The following is a 21,658-nucleotide window of genomic DNA, read 5'->3' on the forward strand; positions in this document are numbered from 1 at the left end:
TTATGCCTCCCCAAGCTCACGTTTTGCTGCTTCAAAGGCTTGCGCCAAATCCGCGATCAAATCATTCTCATGCTCAATGCCGACTGAGAAACGAAGCAGGCGGTCATCGACACCGATCTGCTGACGAATTTCCAGTGGAATATCCGCATGCGTTTGAACGGCCGGATACGTCATCAACGATTCCACGCCGCCGAGGCTCTCTGCGAAAGCAATCAGCTTAATATGTCGAAGGATCGGCTCTACATATGCGGCATTCTTCAAGCGGAACGAGAAAATGCCGGTGTTGCCGGAGGACTGACGGTTCTGCACCTCATGTCCCGGATGATGTGGAAGTGCCGGATAGTATACATCCTCGATCGCTTCATGAGTCAGCAGCCAGTTCGCGATCGCTGTCGCATTCGCTTGATGGCGTTCCATGCGGAGCGCGAGCGTCTTCATGCCGCGCATCAGAAGCCATGAATCCTGCGGTCCAAGCACAGCGCCAAGCGAGTTATGCAGGAAACCTATTTCAGCGGACAGTTCCTTGCCCTTCGTGACGATAAGGCCTGCCAGCACGTCATTGTGTCCGCCAAGGTACTTCGTCGCACTGTGCACGATGATATCGGCACCCAGCTCGATCGGACGTTGGAAGAACGGAGTGAGCAGCGTATTATCGACAATGGACAGCAAGCCTTTGGACTTCGCCCATGAACAAACCCGTTCCACATCCGTAATCATCATCAGCGGATTCGTCGGCGTCTCGATCAAGATTGCTTTCGTAGCTGGCGTTACCAGCTGGTTCATCGCATCGATATCATTCGTATCCACGTATGAAGCCGACACGCCGAAGCGAGTCATGATCTTCTCCAGCAAGCGGTATGTACCGCCGTATAGATCCAAGGAAACGAGCAAATGATCGCCTTGGCCAAACAGCGCGAAGACCGTCGTCAGCGCAGCCATGCCGCTGCTGCAAGCAAATCCCGCATCACCGGACTCAAGCTCAGCGGCCGCTTCTTCCAGCACGCTGCGAGTCGGACTCTTCGTGCGGGCATAGTCAAAGCCAGTGCTTTCGCCAAGCTTCGGGTGGCGGAAAGCTGTTGCTTGGTAGACCGGGAAGCTGACAGCTCCGGTAACAGGCTCTTTAATGGATCCAATTTGCGCTAAACGACTTTCTATTTTCATCTAAAGGAACTCCCTCTCATCGATTAATGAACTTCTTATTTAAATGCCTGCACCTAGATCATAAGGAGTTTGCTGATACACGTAGTAATTCAGCCAGTTCGAGAACAACAGATTGGCATGCGCTCTCCAGCTCGACAGCGGAAGCTTCGAAGGATCGTTGTTGGGATAGTAATTCTTCGGCAAAGCAATATCCATTCCTTTGGCCACATCGCGATCGTATTCCGCTTTGAGCGACAGCGGATCATATTCCGAATGGCCCGTTACGAATACTTGCCTGCCATCCTTGGAAGCGACCAGATACACGCCGGCTTCCGGCGATTCAGACAGGATATCCAGATCCGATACATGGTCGATATCATCGCGGCGCACTTCCGTATGACGGGATTGCGGAACCAGGAACAGTTCGTCAAAGCCGCGTACAAGAGGAACATTGCGCTTCTCCACCGTATGCGGGAAAACGCCGAACACTTTGTCCGTCAGTTCGTATTTGGGAATGCCGTAGTGGTGATATAGCCCCGCTTGTGCGCCCCAACAGATGTGAAAAGTGGACGTTACTCGGCGAGCCGACCAATCCATAATATCCTTCAGCTCTTCCCAATAGTTGACCTCTTCGAACGGAAGCGTCTCTACTGGCGCGCCGGTAATAACCAAGCCATCATAATACTCATGCTTAATATCTTCGAACGTTTTGTAAAACGACTCCAAATGCTCGGAAGACGTATTCTTCGACGTATGGGTCCTCGGATGAAGCAGCACGACTTCCACCTGCAGCGGCGTGTTCCCTATTAAGCGAAGCAGCTGTGTTTCGGTCGTTTCTTTAGTTGGCATTAGGTTGAGAATCGCGATCCGCAGCGGGCGGATATCTTGATGGTAGGCTACGCTCTCATCCATTAGAAAGATATTCTCATCTGTCAGAACATCTTTCGCAGGCAATTGGTCTGGTACTTTAATCGGCATGATAATCTCTCCTTGTCTGCTTGGATTGTCACGGAGGAGGAGCGCAATGAAAACAGCCCCTCTCATCAGAGAGGGGCACAAATGTATCGTTCATGCGCCTCTCATCTCTCAGAAACATACGTTTCCGCAAGAATTAGCACCGTACGTTTACACGCCGGTTGCCGGGCTTCATCGGGCTAGTCCCTCCGCCTGCTCTTGATAAGAAAGCTTGCTTATTTAATTTAAAGAAATACCTTAGTTCCTACTTTAAATCATTCCTTTATTCTCGTCAAGGAGCCCCCCAGCACCATCGTCAAAAAACGCGTAACCATGGGCTTTTCCCCGCATATGCTGTTACAGAACCATGTACGCTACTTTCTTCTTGAATGGAAAGACATTGTCGGAGTATACTAGACAAGAATTACGCTTTAAGTAGTGAATAATTGACCACAAAAGGGGTGTTTACGACTATGGAAGGCGACCCGAGGCCTGCGGGCAACCGCATTGATAACCGGTTTATACGGAAGATAACAGGAAGGCTCACGTCATCCAACCATAATCGCAAACGCGCCGCTTCCAGATAGATGGATTAGAGCAAGCAGTACGGCACGCGCGCAATATGGCTTGATTGATGTTGTCCGATTCTGTTCTCCTCCTCCTAACCGGCATCCGGGAATTACTGCAACAACGAGAGGAGGAACGCGGATGAAAATCCGTCACGTGAATCAAGGTGTTTTCACACCGGTTGATGACGTTCAAGCAGCCGTCGTGCCGCCTGCCGAAGGCTTCTACTGGATTGATGCCGATGTAGATGACCTCGCCGTGCTCCAGCCGATATTCGCGCTGCACGAGCTGGCCGTGGAAGACTGTCTGAGTGAAGAAGAGCAAAGGCCTAAGATAGAAATTCATGAAGGCCATTATTTTATTGTTATTAACAGCATCCGATTTGATGATGAAGAAATTTTCCTACGTGCCTTGAACATTTTTCTGGGCCGCCATTATATTATTACCGTTACGAAACAGAAAATTAACGAGCTTCGCGCGTTGAAGCCGATCCTGCTCGAAGAGCAAGTCAGCAGACCCGACCGCTTCCTCTATCATTTGGTCGATATCGTCGTTGATAATTACTTCCTCGTCGGCGATCGGATCGAAGCGCGGATCGAGAGCTTGGAAGAGGATATTCTCGTCCACACCAAGAAATCGCATCTCAATGAAATCATCGGACTACGAAGCGAGATTCTCTGGCTTAAGAAAGTACTTGGACCGCAGAAGGAACTAATCGCAACGCTTAATAAGAAAGACCTGAAGCTGATTGACGATCAATTGCAGAAGTACTTCAGCGATATCTATGAGAATGCCGTTAAGATCGCCGAGACTTTCGAGACCTACCGCGATCTGATGGGCAACTTACGAGAGGCTTACCAGTCTTCGCTTGCGAACCGCGCCAATGAAATCATGCGTGTCTTTACCGCACTGACCACGATCTTCATGCCACTCACCTTCATTACCGGAATATACGGAATGAATTTCGACTTTATACCCGGGCTTCACCTGCACGGCGGCTCCTACTTGCTGCTCACGTTTATGCTCATGCTCGGTTTCGGAATGTTCTTCATTTTCCGCAAGAAAGAATGGCTATGATTCGCTAATGAATAAAGCTCTCCCGGGACGCTCGCGGCCTCTGGAGAGCTTTATTTGTGTTTAACCGAATGGCATCTTAAAGGTCTTCTTAGTCAGTGGATACAGCCACTTAACTCCGCTTGGCGTCAATGTATCCGCAATAAGATGGGATAGATAACCGCTTATTGCGGTATAGGCGATCCCTTCGATCTCAAGCTGCTGTTCCAGCCCCCAACCGATTGCTCCCCATGCCACGACCGCCCAAACGGTATGCGTTAACCCTCGGTGGTTTAGCCATGGCACCCATGCAACATACACACCAAGTCCCATTAGCCAATGATGGCCGATCGCATAACCGGCATACAGCAGTCCTAAGCCGATTATACTCACAAGCGCATCCCGAATCATACCGTTGCGAGAGATGAGACCGAGAAGAAACTCGGCTGCCGCGGCAATCGTGAGATAGGGATAAAATTCATCTTCAAACCAATATAAATACCCCGCTGCTGCTCCTGCAGCGACTCCGCCCCACAGCATGAGTGCGCGGATTATCCTGGCCGGCTTGCTAAGCTTGCTGCTCAGCATGTTCGTACCGTCCAGATCCGCGCTCAAGGCGGAAAATGCCGCAACGATAATAAATGCCGCTGCATTGGTCAGCGTAATGGGATGCGTCGCAGCAGCAACCACCCCGATCGCGACGCCAATCGCCAAGTGTGTCGTCCCTTTCATATCTGCCTCCTCCTTCTGACTGACTATGCTGAAGCATTCATCGAACGTCAGTTCGCTTTTCGAATGATTATACCTTCTTTTCCATTCTCGTTCAATAGGAATTCCGACATATAAAAAGGCATCGCTTGAAGTAAGTTTCAAGTGATGCCCGGTATGATAGCTGTGATGAATCGGCAAGTTTACGACCAAGCAGCTGCTAGTGACAACTAGTTACACAAGTCCTTCTCCTGCCAACGCTTCCTTGCGGCCTTTGTCAAAATTCACAAAATACAGCAGGACAATACCAATGATGAAGAACGCCAGCAGCGCAAGGATGCCCAGTCGGCTGGACCCTGTGATCGTGCCGACAACGGAGAATACAGCCGGTCCGGCTACCGCGGCGAATTTGCTCGACAAGCTCAGGAAGCCGAAGAATTCAGCCGTTCGCGTTGGCGGCACCAAAGTGGCATATAGCGATCTTGCCGTAGCTTGGCTCCCCCCTTGCACGAACCCGACCATAACAGCCAGCGCATAGAAATGAAGGGCGCTCGTCATGAAGTATCCAAGCATAACAATCAGCACATAGACAAGCAGCGAGCAATAAAGCGAGTATTTCATCCCGATACGCGAGGCGAATCGAATGAAGAGAAGCGTACACGGATAGCCCACAAACTGCGTAATCAGAAGCGCGGCTATCAAATCCGACGTTTCAATTCCGATGCCGCTGCCATAAATCGTCGCCATGACGATAACCGTACTAATGCCATCGTTAAAGAACCAGAAAGAAGCCATGTACTTAAGCAGCTCAGGGTAATGCTTCAGCGTCTTCATCGTATTGGTGATGCGCTGCAACCCGCGACTCATCATATCCCCGAAACCGGCAGAGGTCCCTTTCGCCGTTTCCTTTACATTGCGCATTATTGGAATAGAGAACAAGATCCACCAAACCCCGACCGTAACAAAGACAGTCTGCGTTGCCACTGTTTTATTAGGAAAGCCAACTAGCGACCATTTCTCGATCATGATTAAATTGACCAGCAGCAGCAAGCCGCCGCCTAAATAGCCCATCGCATACCCTTTATTACTCACGGAATTAAGTGTCTCCGGTGTCGAGACCTCCGTAATCAATCCATCATAGAATGTATTGGACGCGGCATAGCCGATCGTACCGATGACAACCAATATAGAAGCAAGCAGCCAATCATTGGTCCCAACCATCGCCATACAGACCGTCGCAATGGAACCGATGAACATGAACACCGATAAGAAACGTACCTTTGATCCAGAATAATCTGCAATCGCTCCCATAATCGGACACAGAATGGCTACGAAAATCATCGCAATGGTTTGCGTGTACCCCCAGTAATTCTCGGCTGTATTGCCGCTCAAATCTGCGCCTGCTACTGTTTTGTAGTAAATCGGCATGACCGCGGCCATAATGGTTGTGACAAAAGCAGAATTGGCCCAATCATACATCATCCAGCTGCGTACTGCCTTCGGATTCATCCTTTTCGCTCCTTTATGGCGCATGAATTGTCACCTTAAACCAACATTCGACAGCATCCTGATTGAATCCTGCTCCAACTCCAGGCGGCCCATTAGCTGTTTGGTACCTTTTGCCGTCGAGCTGATTTTACATTATAATGATATATAGCTGTGATAAAAATCTTTAATCGCTAAAGGAGGGATTCCGTGAATATTAACCAACTCGAAACGTTGCTAACCATCTCACGCACCATGAGCTTTCGTAAAGCAGGAGAGCTGCTTAATCTAACGCAGCCGGCCGTTTCTGCCCAAGTCAAGAGCTTAGAGGATGAGTTTAAGACGGTTCTAATTGATCGGAATCAACCCGTCACATTAACGGACCGCGGACAAGTGTTTCTTGATCACGCCGAGCGCATATTAGCCATCGTAGAAGAATTGAAGCAGAAGCTCTCTGACCTAAGCCAAACTCCGCAGGGTCATATCGTGCTGGGAACGACCTCTTCGATCGCGATTCAAATTTTGCCACGGGTGCTGTCGTATTTTCAAAACCAATTTCCGCTTATCAAAACAACGATTCACTCCATGCCTTCTTCCGGCGTTATGGCCAGTGTTGAGAATGGTACCGTAGATATCGGCATCACTTATTTGTCGGAACGCAATCCGAATGTGGAAACATCCATCCTGTATTACGACACCTACGAACTCGTCGTTGCGCCCGAGCATCCCATGAGCCATTTGAAGCATACTACCGTAGAATCGCTTAAGGACATTCCCATGATTATGCTCTCGCCTGACACATTAGGACGACGTTTTCTGGATCAAATCTTCCGCAAATATAATTTGCACCCGAACATCGTCATGGAGCTTTCGAGCAGCGAGGAAGTGAAGCGGATGGTCGAGATCAATTTAGGCGCAGCGGTAGTGTCTAAGCTCTCCATAGCCAAAGAAGTTCAGCTCGGTACGCTCAAGCGGATTAAAGTCAATGAGCTCGATATGAGCCATCCTGTGGGGTTGGTTTATAAGTCGGGACGGTACATCAACTCAGCGATGCAGCAGTTTCTGAGCGATTTGAAGGGTATGCCCGAAGATCATTTCATAAGCAGCGAGTAGGAGGAGATTCAGCTTGAAATTTGATTTACATACGCACCACTTCCGGTGCGGGCATGCAGACGGTAATATCGAGGATTATATTCAGGCCGGAATCAAGGCAGGACTGAGCGTCATCGGAATTTCAGATCATTCCCCTTACTTTGCAAGCGAACAGGAACAACCGAATCCGGGCATTGCAATGGGAAAAAGCGAATTTGCTCGTTATGTAGAGGAAGTGCTGCGGCTCAAAGCCAAGTACGAAGGCACGATCGACGTCATGCTCGGTGTGGAGTCCGATTTCTTCCCTCAGCACGCTCAAGTTTATCGCGATGTCTATGCCGGTTATCCTTTTGATTATATTATCGGTTCCGTCCATCAGTCGCGCGGTGTCAGCATCTTCAATCGCAATCGGTGGAAGAACCTCTCTGAAGCACAGCACATCGATGAGAAACGCCATTATTATGAGCTTATCGGCCAATCCGCCCGCAGCGGCATGTTCCAAATTCTCGGTCATATCGATGCGATGAAAGGCTATTACCCTGCTTTCTCCGCCATTGACGCTGATGCAGCGATTGATGATTGCCTGAAAGTCATTGGGGAGAGCAGCGTCTCCATCGAAATCAACACCTCCGGCAGTACCAAAGATGCCGGCGGCTGGTATCCATCTGATGCGATATTAGAGCGTGCCTTGCACTTCGGTGTGACGGTATCGTTCGGGTCCGATGCTCATAAACCGAGCCGAGTCGGCGAAGATTGGGAGCTTGTTGCGAAGCGTCTGAAAGAAATCGGGTTTACGGAATGGTTCTATTACAAGAACAAGAAGCCTGTACGTGTAGCCCTGTAGATAAAAAAGTGGACCTGCACGCGGCAGGTCCGAAGTCATATATAATCAAAAGGGGGTCTTGGTTATTATAATACCCCTCCAATATGAAGGAACGATAACAGAACCATTTCATTTGTGTAACATTTAATATTATTAGATTGGTGGAAAGTTACATGTGGTTTGCAGCAGCCGTAGGCAGTGCGGTACTGTTCGGTTTGGCTGGCTGGTGGATGAAGGTGTCCCAGATGCAGAGCGGTTCCTCCGCTTACCTGCTTCTGGGTCTTTATATTTCCGGGACCTGCGGATTTGGCATTCACGCCGCTGTGGAGCATACGCTGCTGCCATCGCTCGCCGATCCGCGCGTTTGGTTCGCAGGCTTGCTCATCGGTGCGGGCTCCGCCCTCGGGAATGCGCTCTTCATGAAAGCATTGGAGTGGGGACCAGCCAGCCTGACATCACCGCTTACGAATATGAATATCATTCTGGTCATTGCGCTTGGCACCTTCGGCTACAATGAACAACTTTCGAACACTGAGCTTGGCGGCGTTCTGCTGCTTCTGCTCGCCGTCGTGCTTGTCTCCATGCGGGGCAAAGAAGAAGCCTTCCGCATAGCACCGCGATGGTACTTCTACGTAGGCATCAGCATTCTGCTCTTCGCGATTCGTAATGGAGGTCTTAAAGTCACAGGAGACCTGGAACTAAGCAGCGCTCCGGTCTTATTCGTGGCATACAGTTTATCGATTGTTTGGTTCGCCTTAGTTGCGCGTCAAGAGCGTTCCCGCAGGACTTCGCTCGGCAGCTTTCGTGCAGGTGCGGAAGAAGGTTCAAGACTCATGCAGAAGTCGCTTCGCTCCGCATCGATTGGGATGAAGTGGGGGCTTGTTGCCGGGCTGTTCTCCTACGGCGGTCTGCAGCTCTACGCAATTGCACTTGAAACGGGGCGAGCCAACATAGCCGGTCCCATATTTGCCGCCAACAGCTTGGTAGTGGCCGCAGGCTCGATCATTCTCTATCGCGAGCGATTGAATACTTATCAATGGATCGCTTTCGCACTGACCATTGCAGGACTTGTCCTCATACGACTATAAACCAATACCTTCATTGGGAGTTTCGTCTCAAGAATACTTTGCGCAGCGTTGTTTCGACGTTACTCAGGTTCCGGCGTACGTATCGGCGGAACCGTCCTGCTGCGGACAGCTTCATCACCGAGCCCCATCCATCGTAACGCCCTCCACTGCCTGCCAGCAGGGAATGAAGCTCGCGTACGCGTTCATTCACCGTATCAAGCCGAACGTCCTCGAAACGGCTAATCACTAGCGGATACGGGTAGCCCTGCTCGGGGTTCCCCTCCTTCTCCTTCTCGATGACATATCCTAATCCCTTGAGCATCGACTCAATTTCGCGTCTGTCGTCGTCCTCCCGAAACAACAGCCAGTGATAGACATTTCTAGGCTCGCCGATATTATCCCCTTTGTGAATCAGCGCATAAATCATCTGTGCATTATGCACAAACAGCTCCTCAAGCGCATCCGGCAGCATAAAGCTGTAAAATTCCCACTGTGGATCTGGTTTGCGATAGACCTGTGCTCGGAAAGTCCAATTCTCATCTAGCCAAGCATGAATCTCGGGGAGATCAGGCGTCTCCCCTTTCGTATAATAATAAAACTCAAGCCGAGTTGCTGCGTTGATGCGCCCAATATAGATGGCACCTACAGTACTTTTCAGCCAATGTTCAAGTTTGGATTCCAACTGCTCCAATTGTTTGACAAAATCCCGATTCGAACGATTATGCGCACGAACCGGATATAAGTTAATCGTAATCGAGAGCAAGTCCGTGTACGGTGTGAACGGTGCGGAGGTACGATATCCGACATTAATCAACACACGCAGCTGCTCCGATTCCGTCCGGCGTTCATAAAATCCCCAGTTGTCCGACATCCGGCACCTCAATATCGTGGTATGATAACAATTCTATAGCTTCTTAGAATTATTTCGGTTATGCGTGCAAAGTTAATAAGGTTTTTGGGAAAATTACCCATGTGTATCCAACTAACTTAAATATAGTATATAATGAATGAAAAGCTTTTGTCTTCTGTTGGCGAATAGCCCTCCCTTTTGAAAACGTCATGTGCTACAATAGAATCATTGAAAAAGTGGGGTGATAACGTGGATTATTCCAAAATGTGCCCAAAGTATGAGTGCGCAACAGAGCTGCTCGGCAAAAAATGGACTGGCATGATCGTTCGCGTTCTGCTCGGCGGGCCGAAGCGGTTTAAAGAAATGAAAGAGCAAATCCCGGAGATGAGCGATAAGATGCTGACCGACCGGATGAAGGAGCTCGAACAATTCGAAATTATTAAACGTAACGTCTATCCGGAAATGCCGGTTCGAATTGAATATGAATTAACTGCTAAAGGGCGGGGATTAGAACCCGTTATCCAATCGATTCAAGATTGGGGCGAGAATTGGTGTTAAAGGCTGCCGTGGACTACGGCAGCTTTTTTACTTACGGGACAAAGCGCTATAATGTTGCACCTTTCGCCAAAATGTTGTTTGGATTGTAACAATTTAGTTTTGGGGAGTGCCCTGATTGTTCCAACGAACCGTACAGGTCTTATTTGCCCCAAGATAGCTTTTGAAATATTCTAACGAACCGTGGAGGCGCTATTTGGAGGTGCGCAGGTGTTTGGGAGCCGATTTTCCCCAAATAAGCCCCCTACGGTTCGTTAGCTTTTCATATGACCTATATTCGGTAAATAACGCCCCTACGGTTCGTTAGATTTTCGCGGTGATGTGATGGCTCTCGACAGACGAAAGGCGTATCCAATGGATAATTGGATACGCCTTTTCTGCGCTTCGGTTTTCACGCGACTCTGGAGCGGCTGTCTTGGGTTTCACGCGACTCTGGAGCGCTGGTCTTGGGTTTCACGCGACACTGGAGCGCTGGTCTTGGGTTTCACGCGACTCTGGAGCGCTGGTCTTGGGTTTCACGCGACTCTGGAGCGCTGGTCTTGGGTTTCACGCGACTCTGGAGCGGTGTTCTTCGGTTTCACGCGACTCTGGAGCGGCGGTGGGAACGAGCGCCGCAGGCGGTACGATTGGGAGCGACTTTGGTGCGAAGCACCACGGGAGCGCTGAATCGTACCGCCTGCATGCAGTGTCCCTCGCTTGAGAGAGAGCGCCTAGCTCGTTCCCCCCTGCACAGCAGGGATAACTCGGCGACTTTGGTGCGGAAACGCAGCAACAGCTATTCCGAATTTGAGCGACTTTGGTACGAAGTACCACGGGAGCGCAAATCGGAATAGCTGTGCGAAGTGCTCCCACCACGGGAGCCTTATTATCCTACATACCCAGCCACTTTTTGAACAAGTGTTTAGTCGTATCCTTGTTAATCGCCGCAATCGAAGTCGTCAGCGGAATGCCTTTCGGACACGAGCGCACGCAGTTCTGCGAGTTACCGCAGCCTTCGATACCGCCGTCTTCCATCAGCGTTTCCAGACGTTCTTCTTGGTTCATCTCGCCCGTAGGGTGAGCGTTGAACAATCGAACTTGCGAAATTGCCGCAGGTCCGATGAAGCTGTTGCGATCGTTGACGTTCGGGCAAGACTCCAAGCAGACCCCGCAGGTCATGCATTTGGACAATTCATACGCCCATTGACGTTTCGTTTCCGCCATACGCGGTCCTGGACCAAGATCGTACGTGCCGTCGATCGGAATCCATGCTTTTACCCGCTTAAGCGCGTTGAACATCCGCTCACGGTTGATAACCAAGTCACGCACAACCGGGAATGTGCTCATCGGCTGCAGACGAATCGGCTGTTCCAGTTTATCGATCAGCGCGCTGCAAGCTTGACGTGGCTTGCCGTTGATGACCATGGAGCATGCGCCGCATACTTCCTCCAAACAGTTGGATTCCCAACATACCGGAGCCGTTCCTTGACCGTCTTGTTTCTTAGGATTACGCTGGATTTCCATCAAGGCACCGATTACGTTCATGTTCGGGCGATAAGGAATTTCAAACTCTTCCGTGTACGAGCCAGAGTTCGGAGCGTCTTGACGCGTAATGACCAGCTTTACTGTTTTTGTTTTCACTGCCGTTTCCGCCATCGTTATTCTCCTTTCTATTTTTCCTTGGAGTAGTCGCGTTTACGCGGTTTAATGAGAGAGACATCGACTTCTTCGTACGAAATTTGCGGGCCTTCCGGCGTCCAAGCGGCTTTCGTCGTTTTCAAGAAATCTTCATCGTTACGATCCGGGAATTCCGGTTTGTAATGCGCGCCGCGGCTTTCGTTACGCATAAGCGCGCCGAGCGTCATCGCTTCGGAAAGCTCCATCATGTTCCACAGCTGACGAGTGAACGCTACGCTTGCGTTATTCCACCGTGCAGAATCGTTGATATTGATATTCTGATAACGCTGCTTCAGCTCTTTAATCTTCGCGATTGTCTCTTCGAGCTTCTTGTTGAAACGTACAACGGTCATGTTGTTCGTCATCCACTCGCCGAGTTCTTTGTGCAGGACATAGGCGTTCTCTGTACCGTTCATGTTCAAGATGCTTTCATACTTGTCGGTTTGCTCTTTCTTCGCACGATCGTAAACGGAAGAAGAAATATCTTCAGCCGATTTCTTAAGGCCCTTGATGTACTCGACTGCTTTAGGTCCCGTAATCATGCCGCCATAGATCGCGGAGAGCAGCGAGTTCGCACCGAGACGGTTCGCACCATGATATTGATATTCGCATTCGCCGCAAGCGAACAAGCCGGGAATGTTCGTCATTTGATTGTAGTCGACCCACATGCCGCCCATGGAATAATGAACCGCAGGGAAGATTTTCATCGGAATTTTGCGAGGGTCATCGCCCATGAACTTCTCATAGATCTCAATGATACCACCGAGCTTCACATCAAGCACCTTCGGATCTTTATGGGACAGGTCAAGGTAAACCATGTTCTCGCCGTTAATACCAAGCTTCTGCTCCACGCACACGTCGAAGATTTCGCGAGTTGCGATATCACGCGGAACAAGGTTGCCGTACGCCGGGTATTTCTCTTCAAGGAAGTACCAAGGCTTGCCGTCTTTATACGTCCAGATCCGTCCGCCTTCACCGCGCGCCGATTCCGACATCAGACGTAGCTTGTCGTCGCCCGGGATAGCCGTCGGGTGAATTTGAATGAATTCGCCGTTCGCATAATGAACGCCTTGTTGGTATACCGCGCTTGCGGCAGTACCCGTGTTAATAACGGAGTTCGTTGTTTTGCCGAAAATAATACCAGGGCCGCCTGTTGCCAAAATAACGGCATCCGCAGCGAAGGTATGTACTTCCATCGAACGAAGATCCTGAGCGGAAACACCACGGCAAGCACCTTCGTCGTCAAGAATGGAGCCGAGGAACTCCCAGTGCTCATACTTCGTTACAAGGCCGGCTGTTTCCCAGCGGCGAACTTGCTCATCCAGTGCGTAAAGCAGCTGCTGGCCTGTTGTAGCGCCTGCGAATGCAGTACGGTGATATTGCGTACCGCCGAAACGGCGGAAATCAAGCAAACCTTCCGGAGTACGGTTGAACATAACGCCCATCCGGTCCATCAAGTGAATGATGCCGGGTGCCGCATCGCACATTGCTTTGACAGGCGGTTGATTCGCAAGGAAGTCCCCGCCATAAACCGTGTCATCAAAATGTTCCCAAGTGGAGTCGCCTTCACCTTTCGTGTTAACCGCGCCGTTAATACCGCCTTGCGCACATACGGAGTGCGAACGTTTAACAGGAACAACGGAGAACAGGTCGACATGAACGCCTGCTTCTGCCGCTTTTATAGTAGCCATTAAGCCGGCCAGACCGCCGCCAACGACAATAATTTTGTTTTTAGCCATTACATTATCGCTCCTTGTCTCAAACTTAAACGAGATTCGTCAATTGCAGAGCAGCTGAGGCCGCCTCTTTAAATTCATCGCCGCGGAATGCGCCAAGCGACAACAAGAACATCACCGCTACAATGACGAATACACCCATCCAAAGGAACGAGGAGATGCGTTGTGCACGCGGTCCGACAGTAATGCCCCAGCTAACGAGGAATGCCCACATGCCGTTGCTGAAGTGGAACGTTGCTGCAAGAACACCGATGATATAAAGCACGAAGTACAGACCGTTGCTTGTGATGTCATGCATTAAGTTGCCAAGTTCCTCATGCTTTACTTCGCCGAGCATAACTTGCAACCGGGTTTGGTAAAGATGCCAGAAGATAAAAATAAACGTAATTACACCGGTTATACGCTGAACAGCGAAAGCCCAGTTACGGCCATACTTGAACTGTCCGGTATTCACGTTCGACTGATAAGCAACATATAATCCATACACGCCATGGAACAATAGCGGCAGCCAGATGCCGAACAATTCCAGGAAGAAAACGAGCGGAAGATCATTCAAGAACTTGATGCTATCCGAAAATCCTTGTGATCCACCCTCATAGGCCGAATAGTTTGTAATCATGTGCTCGATGAGGAACAAACCGAGTGGAATTACTCCGAGTAAGGAGTGGATCTTACGCGATAAATACGAATTTCCTTTCATAACTTGTACGTTCTCCTTTCCAAACTGTGGGGTAGCATTCGCCATAATTCGCCAAAACCATTCTCCATTGTAACTCTAGCCCCAGAAGGCGTCAATAAATAATAGATTTATACATTATGGTGGCACAGTACACATAATACTCCTTTTATGCTTATAATGGAATTGCTTATTATTCATTAATTGTTATACCTTTTTTGCATATAGACATGAAGCTGTGAGGTGATTGTTTGTGTTAGATGAATTACATGTTTTTGCCGTTGTAGTGGAGCAATCCAGCATGAACAAGGCATCTGCCGCATTGAATCTGTCCCAGCCTGCGCTCTCCCGCAAAATTGCCAAGCTGGAGCAGGATCTTGGCGCATTACTCTTCCGCCGAGTCGGCAAGCGGCTTGAGCTGACTCGAATCGGACAGCTTACATACGAGTATGCCATCGAGGCCAGGCAGCAGCACTTACGCTATCTCAGCCTTGTCGCCGATTATAAGAGCGCAGGCCGTTCTACCTTAACCATTGGCGCGAGTCTTACGACACTGCAGACGACATTGCCTGATCTTATTCAAGCACTGACCCTCCGAAGTCCCGAGCTCGATATCAAAGCCATCACCGGCAAAACACATGAGATCGTCACGCTCGTCCGCGAGCGCAAAGCCGACCTAGGCATCGTCGCTTCGCGCATCGATGATCCTCAGCTTAAATGCGTGCCGCTCTTCGACGATCACCTAGTGCTCGTGCTGCCGCGCAATCATTTCGTCATGGATAAAGGCTTGCCTGTTATCAACGATTTAAACGCGCTGCCGATGATATTGTTCTCCAAAGGCACATGGTACCGGATCATGACCGATGAACTGTTCGAAAAATACCGCCTGCTTCCCGATGTACGTATGGAAATCGACTCCTTTGAGGCGATACTCCGGCTGTTGCATACATGCCGCGCCGCTACGCTGCTGCCCAAATCCTATTTGCGGCCGGAGATGCTTCAGGATAACGATCTCTCGGTTATCCCGATCCGCGAATTGGTTGAATCCAAGCGGACGACTTCGCTCATTCATGCGCAATCAGAGAGCTTGAGCCCGGTGGTACGGCTGTGGATCGACGAGATCGCTACGCATTATAAGCGGGGGTAGCGAGTTGGGGAGTGCTGCTGTTGCGGGAGGGTGGGATGAAGAGGTGGATTGGACTACGTTTCAGGGGATCCGTTTCCGTCGCTGTTGAACCCGGGAATATTGAACAATCACCTAGCGGTGTATTCCCGGCTTCAAAGGCGAGCGCTAACGCTCTCCAACGGAACCCCTTACACTCGTCCAACCATCTTCATCCCTTCCTCCCGCTGCACTTCCAAGCGCGACTAGCTCCGCATATTCTGCTCCGCTGGCGGCCGAGTTGAGCCGCAATTGCTGCCCCTGCAGCTCTGCGGCTCATTGAACTTCATGCAAGCAATGTCCCTCTTCCCCCGTGTAGGTTGCGGCTCATTCAATCGAACACGCCGGTATGCGGCGTCTTGCAATCCCAATTGAACCACGCAAATTTGAGGTTCAATTTCTTGTGAACGAACCACACCGTGTGTGCTGCGTGGTGAGAGTCGCTTTCTCAGCAACAATAAAGGTTAGGGACCGCTTCGGGAGCGGTCCTTTATTGTTACTTCTGGGAAGAGGCGACCGGAGGGGAGCGTGACAGCCTGGAGAGTTTACGTCCTGCCTTTAAAACCGTGATCAAACCTCAGCATAATTCGTTCAATAATGATCACGGGTTTAACAGCAGGCGCAAGGCTGTCACAGCTCAACGCAGGAAGCGTTCCTCTTCCCGAACAACAACAAAGGACAGAAGCCGAATCCGGCCCTGTCCTTTATTGTTTGCCATTTTTCGTATCCAATACCATATCGCTTGTATTCTTCTAATGAATGACCGTATCTTCAAATTCCTCGATCTGCTGATTCGTGCCGATGATCACCATGACATCCTTCTCCGTAAGCACATCGTTTCCGGTCGGCGCGATGATGATGCCCTTCGGCTTATTGATCGCAACGATGCTGCAGCCAAACCGCGCACGTGCGTTCAAATCCTGCAGCGAGACGCCGCTCAAGCATTTCGGCACGGCCAGCTCGGCAATCGTGTAATCCTTCGACAGCTCGATATAGTCGAGTAAATTCGGCGAAACCAGCTGATGCGCAACACGAATGCCCATATCCCGCTCCGGATAAACGACGCGGTCCACGCCGATTTTCTCAAGCACACGCCCATGAAGCTCGGTCATCGCTTTGGCAACGACTTTCTTCACGCCAAGATCCTTCAGCAGAATAGCGGTCAGAATGCTCGCTTGAATATCATCGCCGATCGCCACGACTCCACAATCAAAGTTACGTACGCCTAATGAACGAAGCACTTCTTCATCAGTCGATTCCGCCGTTACCGTATGCGTGAGCACTTGGCTCAGATCCTGTACAACCTCCGGATCTTTATCGATTCCAAGAACGTCATAGCCAAGTTCAATTAGCTCGCGAGCCAAGCTCGAGCCAAACCGGCCAAGTCCTATAATGACAAATTGATTGATTTTCATAATGGTAGTAATCCCCTATCCAAAACATGATTTCTTCTACATCGACTCGACTATATACAAAATGAAACTCATATAAATGAAGAACGTAACCCTTAGGACAAAGACATCCTTGTCAGCTTCCGCTGCCTGCCAATGTTTCAAATTATAAACCGTTCCTGCCCTCATTTCCAAGTAGGAAGGCCCCGGTTCCATGGATAATATTGTTTCATTTATGTTAAGGTAATGAATATCGCGCAATCGTTCTACTATTCGAGACAGAGGTGTTCAAATGAATACAACGCAGCTTCAGCCCCATTGGAAATTATTCTCATGGCTTGCCGGCATAGGTATCATCATTTATTTACTCATCCAAATCGTTCCTTCCACAGCTGAGACTTTCTTCGATTCGGGCAGCGAGTCGGTCATTACCAAGAGTAAAGCAGAAGCCGCCGCCTCTTCCTTTATCCAGAAGCAGTTCCATGCTCACCCCGCACATGTGCATGCCGTTCATCAATCCGACAGCCTCCTCTACGGTTATCTGGAGAAGAATAAGCTGACGAAAACCTATAATAAGAACTATGATACGGATTACCCTACGGACACGTTTCAAGTAACGGCGGAAATGCCGGATAAGAGCGAGATTTTCGTCTATGTTCATATGCAAAAAGGGACCGTAGTCGCGTGGAATCGGTTGAACGAATCGGATACCGTACCGGCACAAGGCAAAGAACTCACAGATGCTGCGCTCGCTTTTGCAGCCTCCAAGGGTTTTGCTAAATCATCGCTCTCGCTTCATAAGATGGATTCGGACAAAGGCCGAATCTGGTATAAAGCTGCCGGAAAGTCGGTTGGCGAAGCACCGCTCATTCTTGGCATTCGCGTCGAGAAGGCAGCGAACGGCAGCTTCCTTATTGCATCCTATAAACCGCAATTCTCCGTCCCATCCGCGTACACCGGTTATGTGAATGATCAGAAGCAAATCGCGAATTATTTGTCGACGATTGGCAGCTTGTTCCTGTCCTTTGTGTTGTTTATTCTCGCCATCATTTACGCGTCTCTTTATCGGAAACACACGTCGTTCTTGCGCGGAATTGTATTAACCGTGATTTTCTTGGCTATGTATTTGGCTAATGACTTCAACATGACGGACGGGATTGTGGCAGGCTACGGTGAAATCTTGCATGCGGACACCGTCGCGTATGTTGCGGTGATCGTTACATGTTTGATTACCGTTATTATGGCGCTTGCCGTCTACTTCTCCCTCGTTGGCGGAGATGGATTATGGAAGGGAATGGGCCGGAATTTATGGCCGCGATTCGGCCAACCCGGCTATGGGGAGCATGTATGGCGGAGTATGTGGCTTGGCTATTTGTGCGCGTTTATGCTGCTTGGCTTACAAACGATTATCTTCATTATCCTGATGCAAGTAAACGGCTCCTGGTCCACGACCGACGTCACCCAATCCCCTTATAACCTGGCAGCACCGTTGATCTTCCCGGTACTCGCTTGGTGTGCGGCGATATCAGAGGAAGCGGTGTTCCGCTTGTTCGGTATCGGTCTGATGAAGCGTTGGTTCAAGAACTCGTTCGTCGCTTCCCTCATTCCAACCGTCATCTGGGCGCTCGGTCACGTTACCTATCCGATCTTCCCATCGACTACGAGACTGCTGGAGCTAACGATTATCGGACTGATCTTCAGCTTCTTGTTCCTGCGATACGGGTTTATTACCGTGTTGTTCGCACATGCAATCTTCGATAGCGTAATGATGGCGATCTCCTTGATGTTTATGGGCTCTGCCAGCAATATCCTGGTCGGTATCGTCTACATCCTGCTTCCGATTCCAATTGCATGGCTCATGCGATACGTGGACAACAGAAAACGTCCGAAACCTTATACAACCTGATTACGATAAAAGGCTCTCCCGGCACCTGATCCGGGAGAGCCTTTACTGTGACTGCTAATAAACGTCTCGCCGCGTGAAGGAAAAGAATGATACGATTAAAGCACCGATTCCCCAGAGCAGCAGCACCAGCAGCGAGAAACCAAGCGACATCCCCGCAATCGGCGGTTCGGCATCCTGCAAGTAATCGATCAACTCCAAGTTGACCATGAACAAGTACTTCGCTGTTTCCCAAGAACCGACCATCGACCTTAGAATAGTGCCCGCAATAAGACAAGCCAGCATGATTCCCATGACCGCAGCGGTTGTGCGAACCAGAACGGATAACATGAAGGTGATGGTCGCCACCACAACAGAGACAAACCAGGCGAGTCCCATCTCCATGAGAATGAACTCCCACTGGGGTATGATTCGCACAGCGGATGTATCAAGCTCTCCGCCTGTCACCGAGAAGCCGGTCAGAACCGGCGCATCCCAGCCTTGAAAGCCAAATACGATACCCGAAATAATCGCCGACAACAAGCCGAACAATGTAATGATAATCGAGACCGATAACAGGAGTGCTAAATATTTGCTAAGCAGTATTCGCCAACGCTTTACGGAGCGGGTCAGTAACACTTTAATCGTGCCTGAACTGTGTTCGGAGGAAACGAGGTCTGCGGCGACAATCATCATCATGAGCGGCAGCAGAAGCGAAATGCCATTCTCGACGAAGCCGCGTACAAAAGTTGGTGCGCCCGGTTCCGATGGGTTGACATTCTGATCCAGGTAGTACTGCTGCTGGGCAATGCGCAGCTTCAGCTCACCTTCGTCGCCGCGTCCTCCGCCATTAGCAAGCCGGGCTTCCCAGCCGGCGATTCGCTGCTCAAGCGCGGTGCGCCAATCGACATCGCCGAAGCGCTTCAGGTTCTCCGCCGCCTGCTGATACTGAGCATAAGTGAACAATGAGATCAGAATCGCGATGATTAGCGCGACGACGAACAACCTGCGTTTGCCTGTGATCTTAATCATCTCGTTATAAACGAGGTTAACCAATGCTTTCCCCTCCCGTCAGCTCAAGGAACAGGTCCTCGAGCGAAGGCAGTTTGCGGCTCATCTCGGTTACGGTGACACCGGACTCGACTAGCGCCATGTTCCACCGTCCGATCTCATCCTCGATATAGGGCGTCAGCACCATCTCTCCCTGTACCTCTGCTGAGCCAGCCAACTCCCGAAGCAATGCTTCTCCCTTACTCATCGGCTGAAGTCGCCAGCTGACTCTCTCTTGCTGAGCTAATAGGTTGTCTACCGTATCGACTCGAATGACGCGGCCCTTCGATAGGATAGCAACACGGTCACACATCAATTGGATTTCGCTTAGCAGATGGCTCGATACCAGCACGGAGAGTCCTTCGCGTTCGGCCAAATAACGAATAAACTCCCTCATCTCCCGAATGCCCGACGGATCCAGTCCGTTCGTCGGCTCATCTAGGATGAGCAGCTTCGGCTTCCCGAGCAGCGCTTGCGCAATTCCCAGTCGTTGCCTCATACCAAGCGAATAGGTCTTCACTTTATCGTGAATCCGTGCTGTCAGCCCGACAAGCTCTACAACCTCTATGATCCTTGCCTCGTCGATACCCGGCATCATGCGGGCAAAATAGTGTAAATTTCCCCAGCCGCTCAAGAAACTGTACAGCTCAGGATTCTCCACGATGCAGCCCATGTTCCCGGTCGCTTCTGAAAACTCTCTTTGCAGATCGTAACCGCAAATTCTTATCGTTCCGGCTGTTGGCTTGATTAAACCGACGAGCATGCGAATGGTCGTCGTCTTGCCCGCTCCGTTAGGCCCCAGAAAGCCGAACACCTCGCCTCGTTTCAGCTCGAAGTCGAGCCCTTGGATAATTTCCCGCTTGCCGATCACTTTACGGAGTCCTTGGACAGCTAAAGTAATCTCTTCTTTATCGCTTGCAGCAGTCATACCCGCACCCGCAGCCTTGCTGATCATTAGCGCTCCCCCTCCCATGTGATGAGCGACGCGACCCGTTCCCCGATGAGCTTGTAGCCTTCAGCATTCGGATGGAACTGATCTCTGGCTAGATAATTCTGGACCTTCAACTGAAAGAGGTCCATCGTCGGCACGAGCACGGTGTCCGTGTATTTGGCCGCGGTTTCTGCCGTTTGGTAATTCCAATCCCGTACGATCTTGGTCGTTGTCTGTGTTTCCTTTAAGGCGATGAACGGATTGTATAACCCGATTAGGAAGAGCTTCGAGGCAGAATTGACGGCTCGAATGTCCTTGAGCACAAGATTCAGCTGCTCCGCATAAGCTTCTTGAATCCCAGCGATGTTGGAAGGATCCAAGTTGCCAAGCGTCTCGCCGCCTTGGAACAGATCGTTGCCGCCGGTACTGATTACGATGACATCCGCCGCCTTAAGCTCATTGCGTACGTCAGGCTTGTCCAGCGATGCGGTCAATTCTGGTGTACGCAGCCCATTAACGCCGTAGTTCTTGACAAGAATTTCTTGACCCGCCGCCTTCGTCTTCAGCTCGTCCACCATGTACCCTATGTACCCTTTGCCTTCCGGGTCGCCGGCTCCGCGAGTAAGGGAGTCGCCGAGTGCCACGACGCGGAACTTCCCGTCATCCACAATCGGAGTCGGCGATTCTTCCGCGGTCGATACCGGGACAGAATCCTTGCCGGACTTCCCGGTAAAATAATCCTGCATCGTCCATGCCAGCCCGCCCAACCAGACAAATCCGGATATGGCGGAAACGACCATGAGACCTTGAATCCATTTCCCTTTCATCCTGCATTCCTCCGCCCATTCAGGTAACTGTTTCACAAAAACGCCAGCTCATT

19 protein-coding genes and 1 riboswitch are annotated in these 21,658 nt (G+C 50.4%); of the genes, 7 read left to right on the forward strand and 12 right to left on the reverse strand.

What is annotated here, in order from left to right:
• Positions 1–1,161 carry a PLP-dependent transferase gene (locus BLW29_RS17730; protein ID WP_090981971.1) on the reverse strand — a complete coding sequence of 387 codons (1,161 nt, stop codon included), beginning with the start codon at positions 1,159–1,161 and terminating at the stop codon, positions 1–3.
• Positions 1,162–1,200: 39 nt separating this feature from the next.
• Entirely contained in the window at positions 1,201–2,118 is a 918-nt protein-coding gene (gene metA / locus BLW29_RS17735; RefSeq protein ID WP_090981973.1) for a homoserine O-acetyltransferase MetA, read from the reverse strand.
• 98 nt (positions 2,119–2,216) lie between these two features.
• Positions 2,217–2,323: riboswitch (SAM riboswitch) on the reverse strand.
• A gap of 479 nt (positions 2,324–2,802) precedes the next feature.
• Between metA and corA the strand changes: the two genes are divergently transcribed.
• On the forward strand, positions 2,803–3,738 hold the full coding sequence (gene corA / locus BLW29_RS17740; RefSeq protein ID WP_090981975.1) for a magnesium/cobalt transporter CorA: 936 nt from the start codon (positions 2,803–2,805) through the stop codon (positions 3,736–3,738).
• Between the two features lie 60 nt (positions 3,739–3,798).
• Here the strand turns inward: corA and BLW29_RS17745 are convergent, their stop codons facing one another.
• On the reverse strand, positions 3,799–4,446 hold the full coding sequence (locus tag BLW29_RS17745; RefSeq protein WP_090982080.1) for a metal-dependent hydrolase: 648 nt from the start codon (positions 4,444–4,446) through the stop codon (positions 3,799–3,801).
• Positions 4,447–4,656: 210 nt separating this feature from the next.
• Positions 4,657–5,931, reverse strand: coding sequence for an MFS transporter (locus BLW29_RS17750; RefSeq protein WP_090981977.1), 1,275 nt, complete (start codon positions 5,929–5,931; stop codon positions 4,657–4,659).
• Between the two features lie 186 nt (positions 5,932–6,117).
• On the opposite strand from BLW29_RS17750, the gene BLW29_RS17755 reads away from it, so the two are divergent.
• The 3 genes from BLW29_RS17755 (at position 6,118) to BLW29_RS17765 (ending at position 8,910) form a co-directional block, all read left to right on the forward strand.
• Positions 6,118–7,020 (forward strand): LysR family transcriptional regulator, encoded by a 903-nt coding sequence (locus BLW29_RS17755; protein WP_090981979.1) that lies wholly within the window; start codon positions 6,118–6,120, stop codon positions 7,018–7,020.
• Positions 7,021–7,033: 13 nt separating this feature from the next.
• Positions 7,034–7,843, forward strand: a complete 810-nt coding sequence (locus tag BLW29_RS17760) for a histidinol-phosphatase (RefSeq protein ID WP_090981981.1) — start codon at positions 7,034–7,036, stop codon at positions 7,841–7,843.
• Between the two features lie 152 nt (positions 7,844–7,995).
• Positions 7,996–8,910, forward strand: coding sequence for an EamA family transporter (locus BLW29_RS17765; RefSeq protein WP_090981983.1), 915 nt, complete (start codon positions 7,996–7,998; stop codon positions 8,908–8,910).
• Between the two features lie 10 nt (positions 8,911–8,920).
• On the opposite strand, the gene BLW29_RS17770 is transcribed toward BLW29_RS17765, so the two are convergent.
• Entirely contained in the window at positions 8,921–9,760 is an 840-nt protein-coding gene (locus BLW29_RS17770) for a DUF695 domain-containing protein (RefSeq protein WP_090981984.1), read from the reverse strand.
• 228 nt (positions 9,761–9,988) lie between these two features.
• On the opposite strand from BLW29_RS17770, the gene BLW29_RS17775 reads away from it, so the two are divergent.
• Positions 9,989–10,297, forward strand: a complete 309-nt coding sequence (locus tag BLW29_RS17775; protein WP_090981986.1) for a winged helix-turn-helix transcriptional regulator — start codon at positions 9,989–9,991, stop codon at positions 10,295–10,297.
• An 867-nt stretch (positions 10,298–11,164) separates the two neighbouring features.
• Here the strand turns inward: BLW29_RS17775 and sdhB are convergent.
• Genes sdhB through BLW29_RS17790 form a run of 3 tightly spaced genes read right to left on the reverse strand, consistent with a single transcriptional unit; the run spans position 11,165 to position 14,386 of the window.
• Positions 11,165–11,929 (reverse strand): succinate dehydrogenase iron-sulfur subunit, encoded by a 765-nt coding sequence (gene sdhB / locus BLW29_RS17780; protein WP_090981989.1) that lies wholly within the window; start codon positions 11,927–11,929, stop codon positions 11,165–11,167.
• Positions 11,930–11,943: 14 nt separating this feature from the next.
• Positions 11,944–13,689 carry a succinate dehydrogenase flavoprotein subunit gene (sdhA, locus tag BLW29_RS17785; protein WP_090981991.1) on the reverse strand — a complete coding sequence of 582 codons (1,746 nt, stop codon included), beginning with the start codon at positions 13,687–13,689 and terminating at the stop codon, positions 11,944–11,946.
• A gap of 25 nt (positions 13,690–13,714) precedes the next feature.
• Positions 13,715–14,386: a succinate dehydrogenase cytochrome b558 subunit gene (locus tag BLW29_RS17790; protein WP_090981993.1), complete on the reverse strand. Its 672-nt coding sequence runs from the start codon at positions 14,384–14,386 to the stop codon at positions 13,715–13,717.
• Between the two features lie 229 nt (positions 14,387–14,615).
• Between BLW29_RS17790 and BLW29_RS17795 the strand changes: the two genes are divergently transcribed.
• On the forward strand, positions 14,616–15,509 hold the full coding sequence (locus BLW29_RS17795) for a LysR family transcriptional regulator (RefSeq protein WP_090981995.1): 894 nt from the start codon (positions 14,616–14,618) through the stop codon (positions 15,507–15,509).
• A 767-nt stretch (positions 15,510–16,276) separates the two neighbouring features.
• Here the strand turns inward: BLW29_RS17795 and BLW29_RS17800 are convergent.
• Entirely contained in the window at positions 16,277–16,939 is a 663-nt protein-coding gene (locus BLW29_RS17800) for a potassium channel family protein (protein ID WP_090981997.1), read from the reverse strand.
• Between the two features lie 268 nt (positions 16,940–17,207).
• Here BLW29_RS17800 and BLW29_RS17805 point away from each other — a divergent pair, with 268 nt between their 5' ends.
• Positions 17,208–18,821, forward strand: a complete 1,614-nt coding sequence (locus BLW29_RS17805) for a CPBP family intramembrane glutamic endopeptidase (RefSeq protein WP_090981999.1) — start codon at positions 17,208–17,210, stop codon at positions 18,819–18,821.
• Positions 18,822–18,875: 54 nt separating this feature from the next.
• Here BLW29_RS17805 and BLW29_RS17810 read toward each other — a convergent pair whose 3' ends face one another.
• From BLW29_RS17810 to BLW29_RS17820, 3 genes are read right to left on the reverse strand one after another with little or no spacing between them, the layout of a single operon-like run.
• On the reverse strand, positions 18,876–19,853 hold the full coding sequence (locus BLW29_RS17810) for an ABC transporter permease (protein WP_090982001.1): 978 nt from the start codon (positions 19,851–19,853) through the stop codon (positions 18,876–18,878).
• Positions 19,846–20,802 carry an ABC transporter ATP-binding protein gene (locus BLW29_RS17815; protein ID WP_256208701.1) on the reverse strand — a complete coding sequence of 319 codons (957 nt, stop codon included), beginning with the start codon at positions 20,800–20,802 and terminating at the stop codon, positions 19,846–19,848. The genes BLW29_RS17810 and BLW29_RS17815 overlap by 8 nt, the downstream gene beginning before the upstream one ends.
• Positions 20,802–21,605: a GDSL-type esterase/lipase family protein gene (locus tag BLW29_RS17820; RefSeq protein ID WP_090982003.1), complete on the reverse strand. Its 804-nt coding sequence runs from the start codon at positions 21,603–21,605 to the stop codon at positions 20,802–20,804. Before BLW29_RS17820 ends, BLW29_RS17815 begins: the two co-directional genes overlap by 1 nt.
• Positions 21,606–21,658: the final 53 nt, after the last annotated feature.

Source organism: Paenibacillus sp. CF384 (assembly GCF_900106745.1).
In the GTDB taxonomy this organism is placed as follows: domain Bacteria; phylum Bacillota; class Bacilli; order Paenibacillales; family Paenibacillaceae; genus Paenibacillus_Z.

Coding starts and splice junctions, on each gene's coding strand:
- BLW29_RS17765 (WP_090981983.1), top strand. CDS start 7,996: ATGTGGTTTGCAGCAGCCGTAGGCAGTGCGGTACTGTTCGGTTTGGCT.
- BLW29_RS17770 (WP_090981984.1), bottom strand. CDS start 9,760: ATGTCGGACAACTGGGGATTTTATGAACGCCGGACGGAATCGGAGCAG.
- corA (WP_090981975.1), top strand. CDS start 2,803: ATGAAAATCCGTCACGTGAATCAAGGTGTTTTCACACCGGTTGATGAC.
- sdhB (WP_090981989.1), bottom strand. CDS start 11,929: ATGGCGGAAACGGCAGTGAAAACAAAAACAGTAAAGCTGGTCATTACG.
- BLW29_RS17750 (WP_090981977.1), bottom strand. CDS start 5,931: ATGAATCCGAAGGCAGTACGCAGCTGGATGATGTATGATTGGGCCAAT.
- BLW29_RS17800 (WP_090981997.1), bottom strand. CDS start 16,939: ATGAAAATCAATCAATTTGTCATTATAGGACTTGGCCGGTTTGGCTCG.
- BLW29_RS17730 (WP_090981971.1), bottom strand. CDS start 1,161: ATGAAAATAGAAAGTCGTTTAGCGCAAATTGGATCCATTAAAGAGCCT.
- metA (WP_090981973.1), bottom strand. CDS start 2,118: ATGCCGATTAAAGTACCAGACCAATTGCCTGCGAAAGATGTTCTGACA.
- BLW29_RS17805 (WP_090981999.1), top strand. CDS start 17,208: ATGAATACAACGCAGCTTCAGCCCCATTGGAAATTATTCTCATGGCTT.
- BLW29_RS17815 (WP_256208701.1), bottom strand. CDS start 20,802: ATGATCAGCAAGGCTGCGGGTGCGGGTATGACTGCTGCAAGCGATAAA.
- sdhA (WP_090981991.1), bottom strand. CDS start 13,689: ATGGCTAAAAACAAAATTATTGTCGTTGGCGGCGGTCTGGCCGGCTTA.
- BLW29_RS17745 (WP_090982080.1), bottom strand. CDS start 4,446: ATGAAAGGGACGACACACTTGGCGATTGGCGTCGCGATCGGGGTGGTT.
- BLW29_RS17820 (WP_090982003.1), bottom strand. CDS start 21,605: ATGAAAGGGAAATGGATTCAAGGTCTCATGGTCGTTTCCGCCATATCC.
- BLW29_RS17790 (WP_090981993.1), bottom strand. CDS start 14,386: ATGAAAGGAAATTCGTATTTATCGCGTAAGATCCACTCCTTACTCGGA.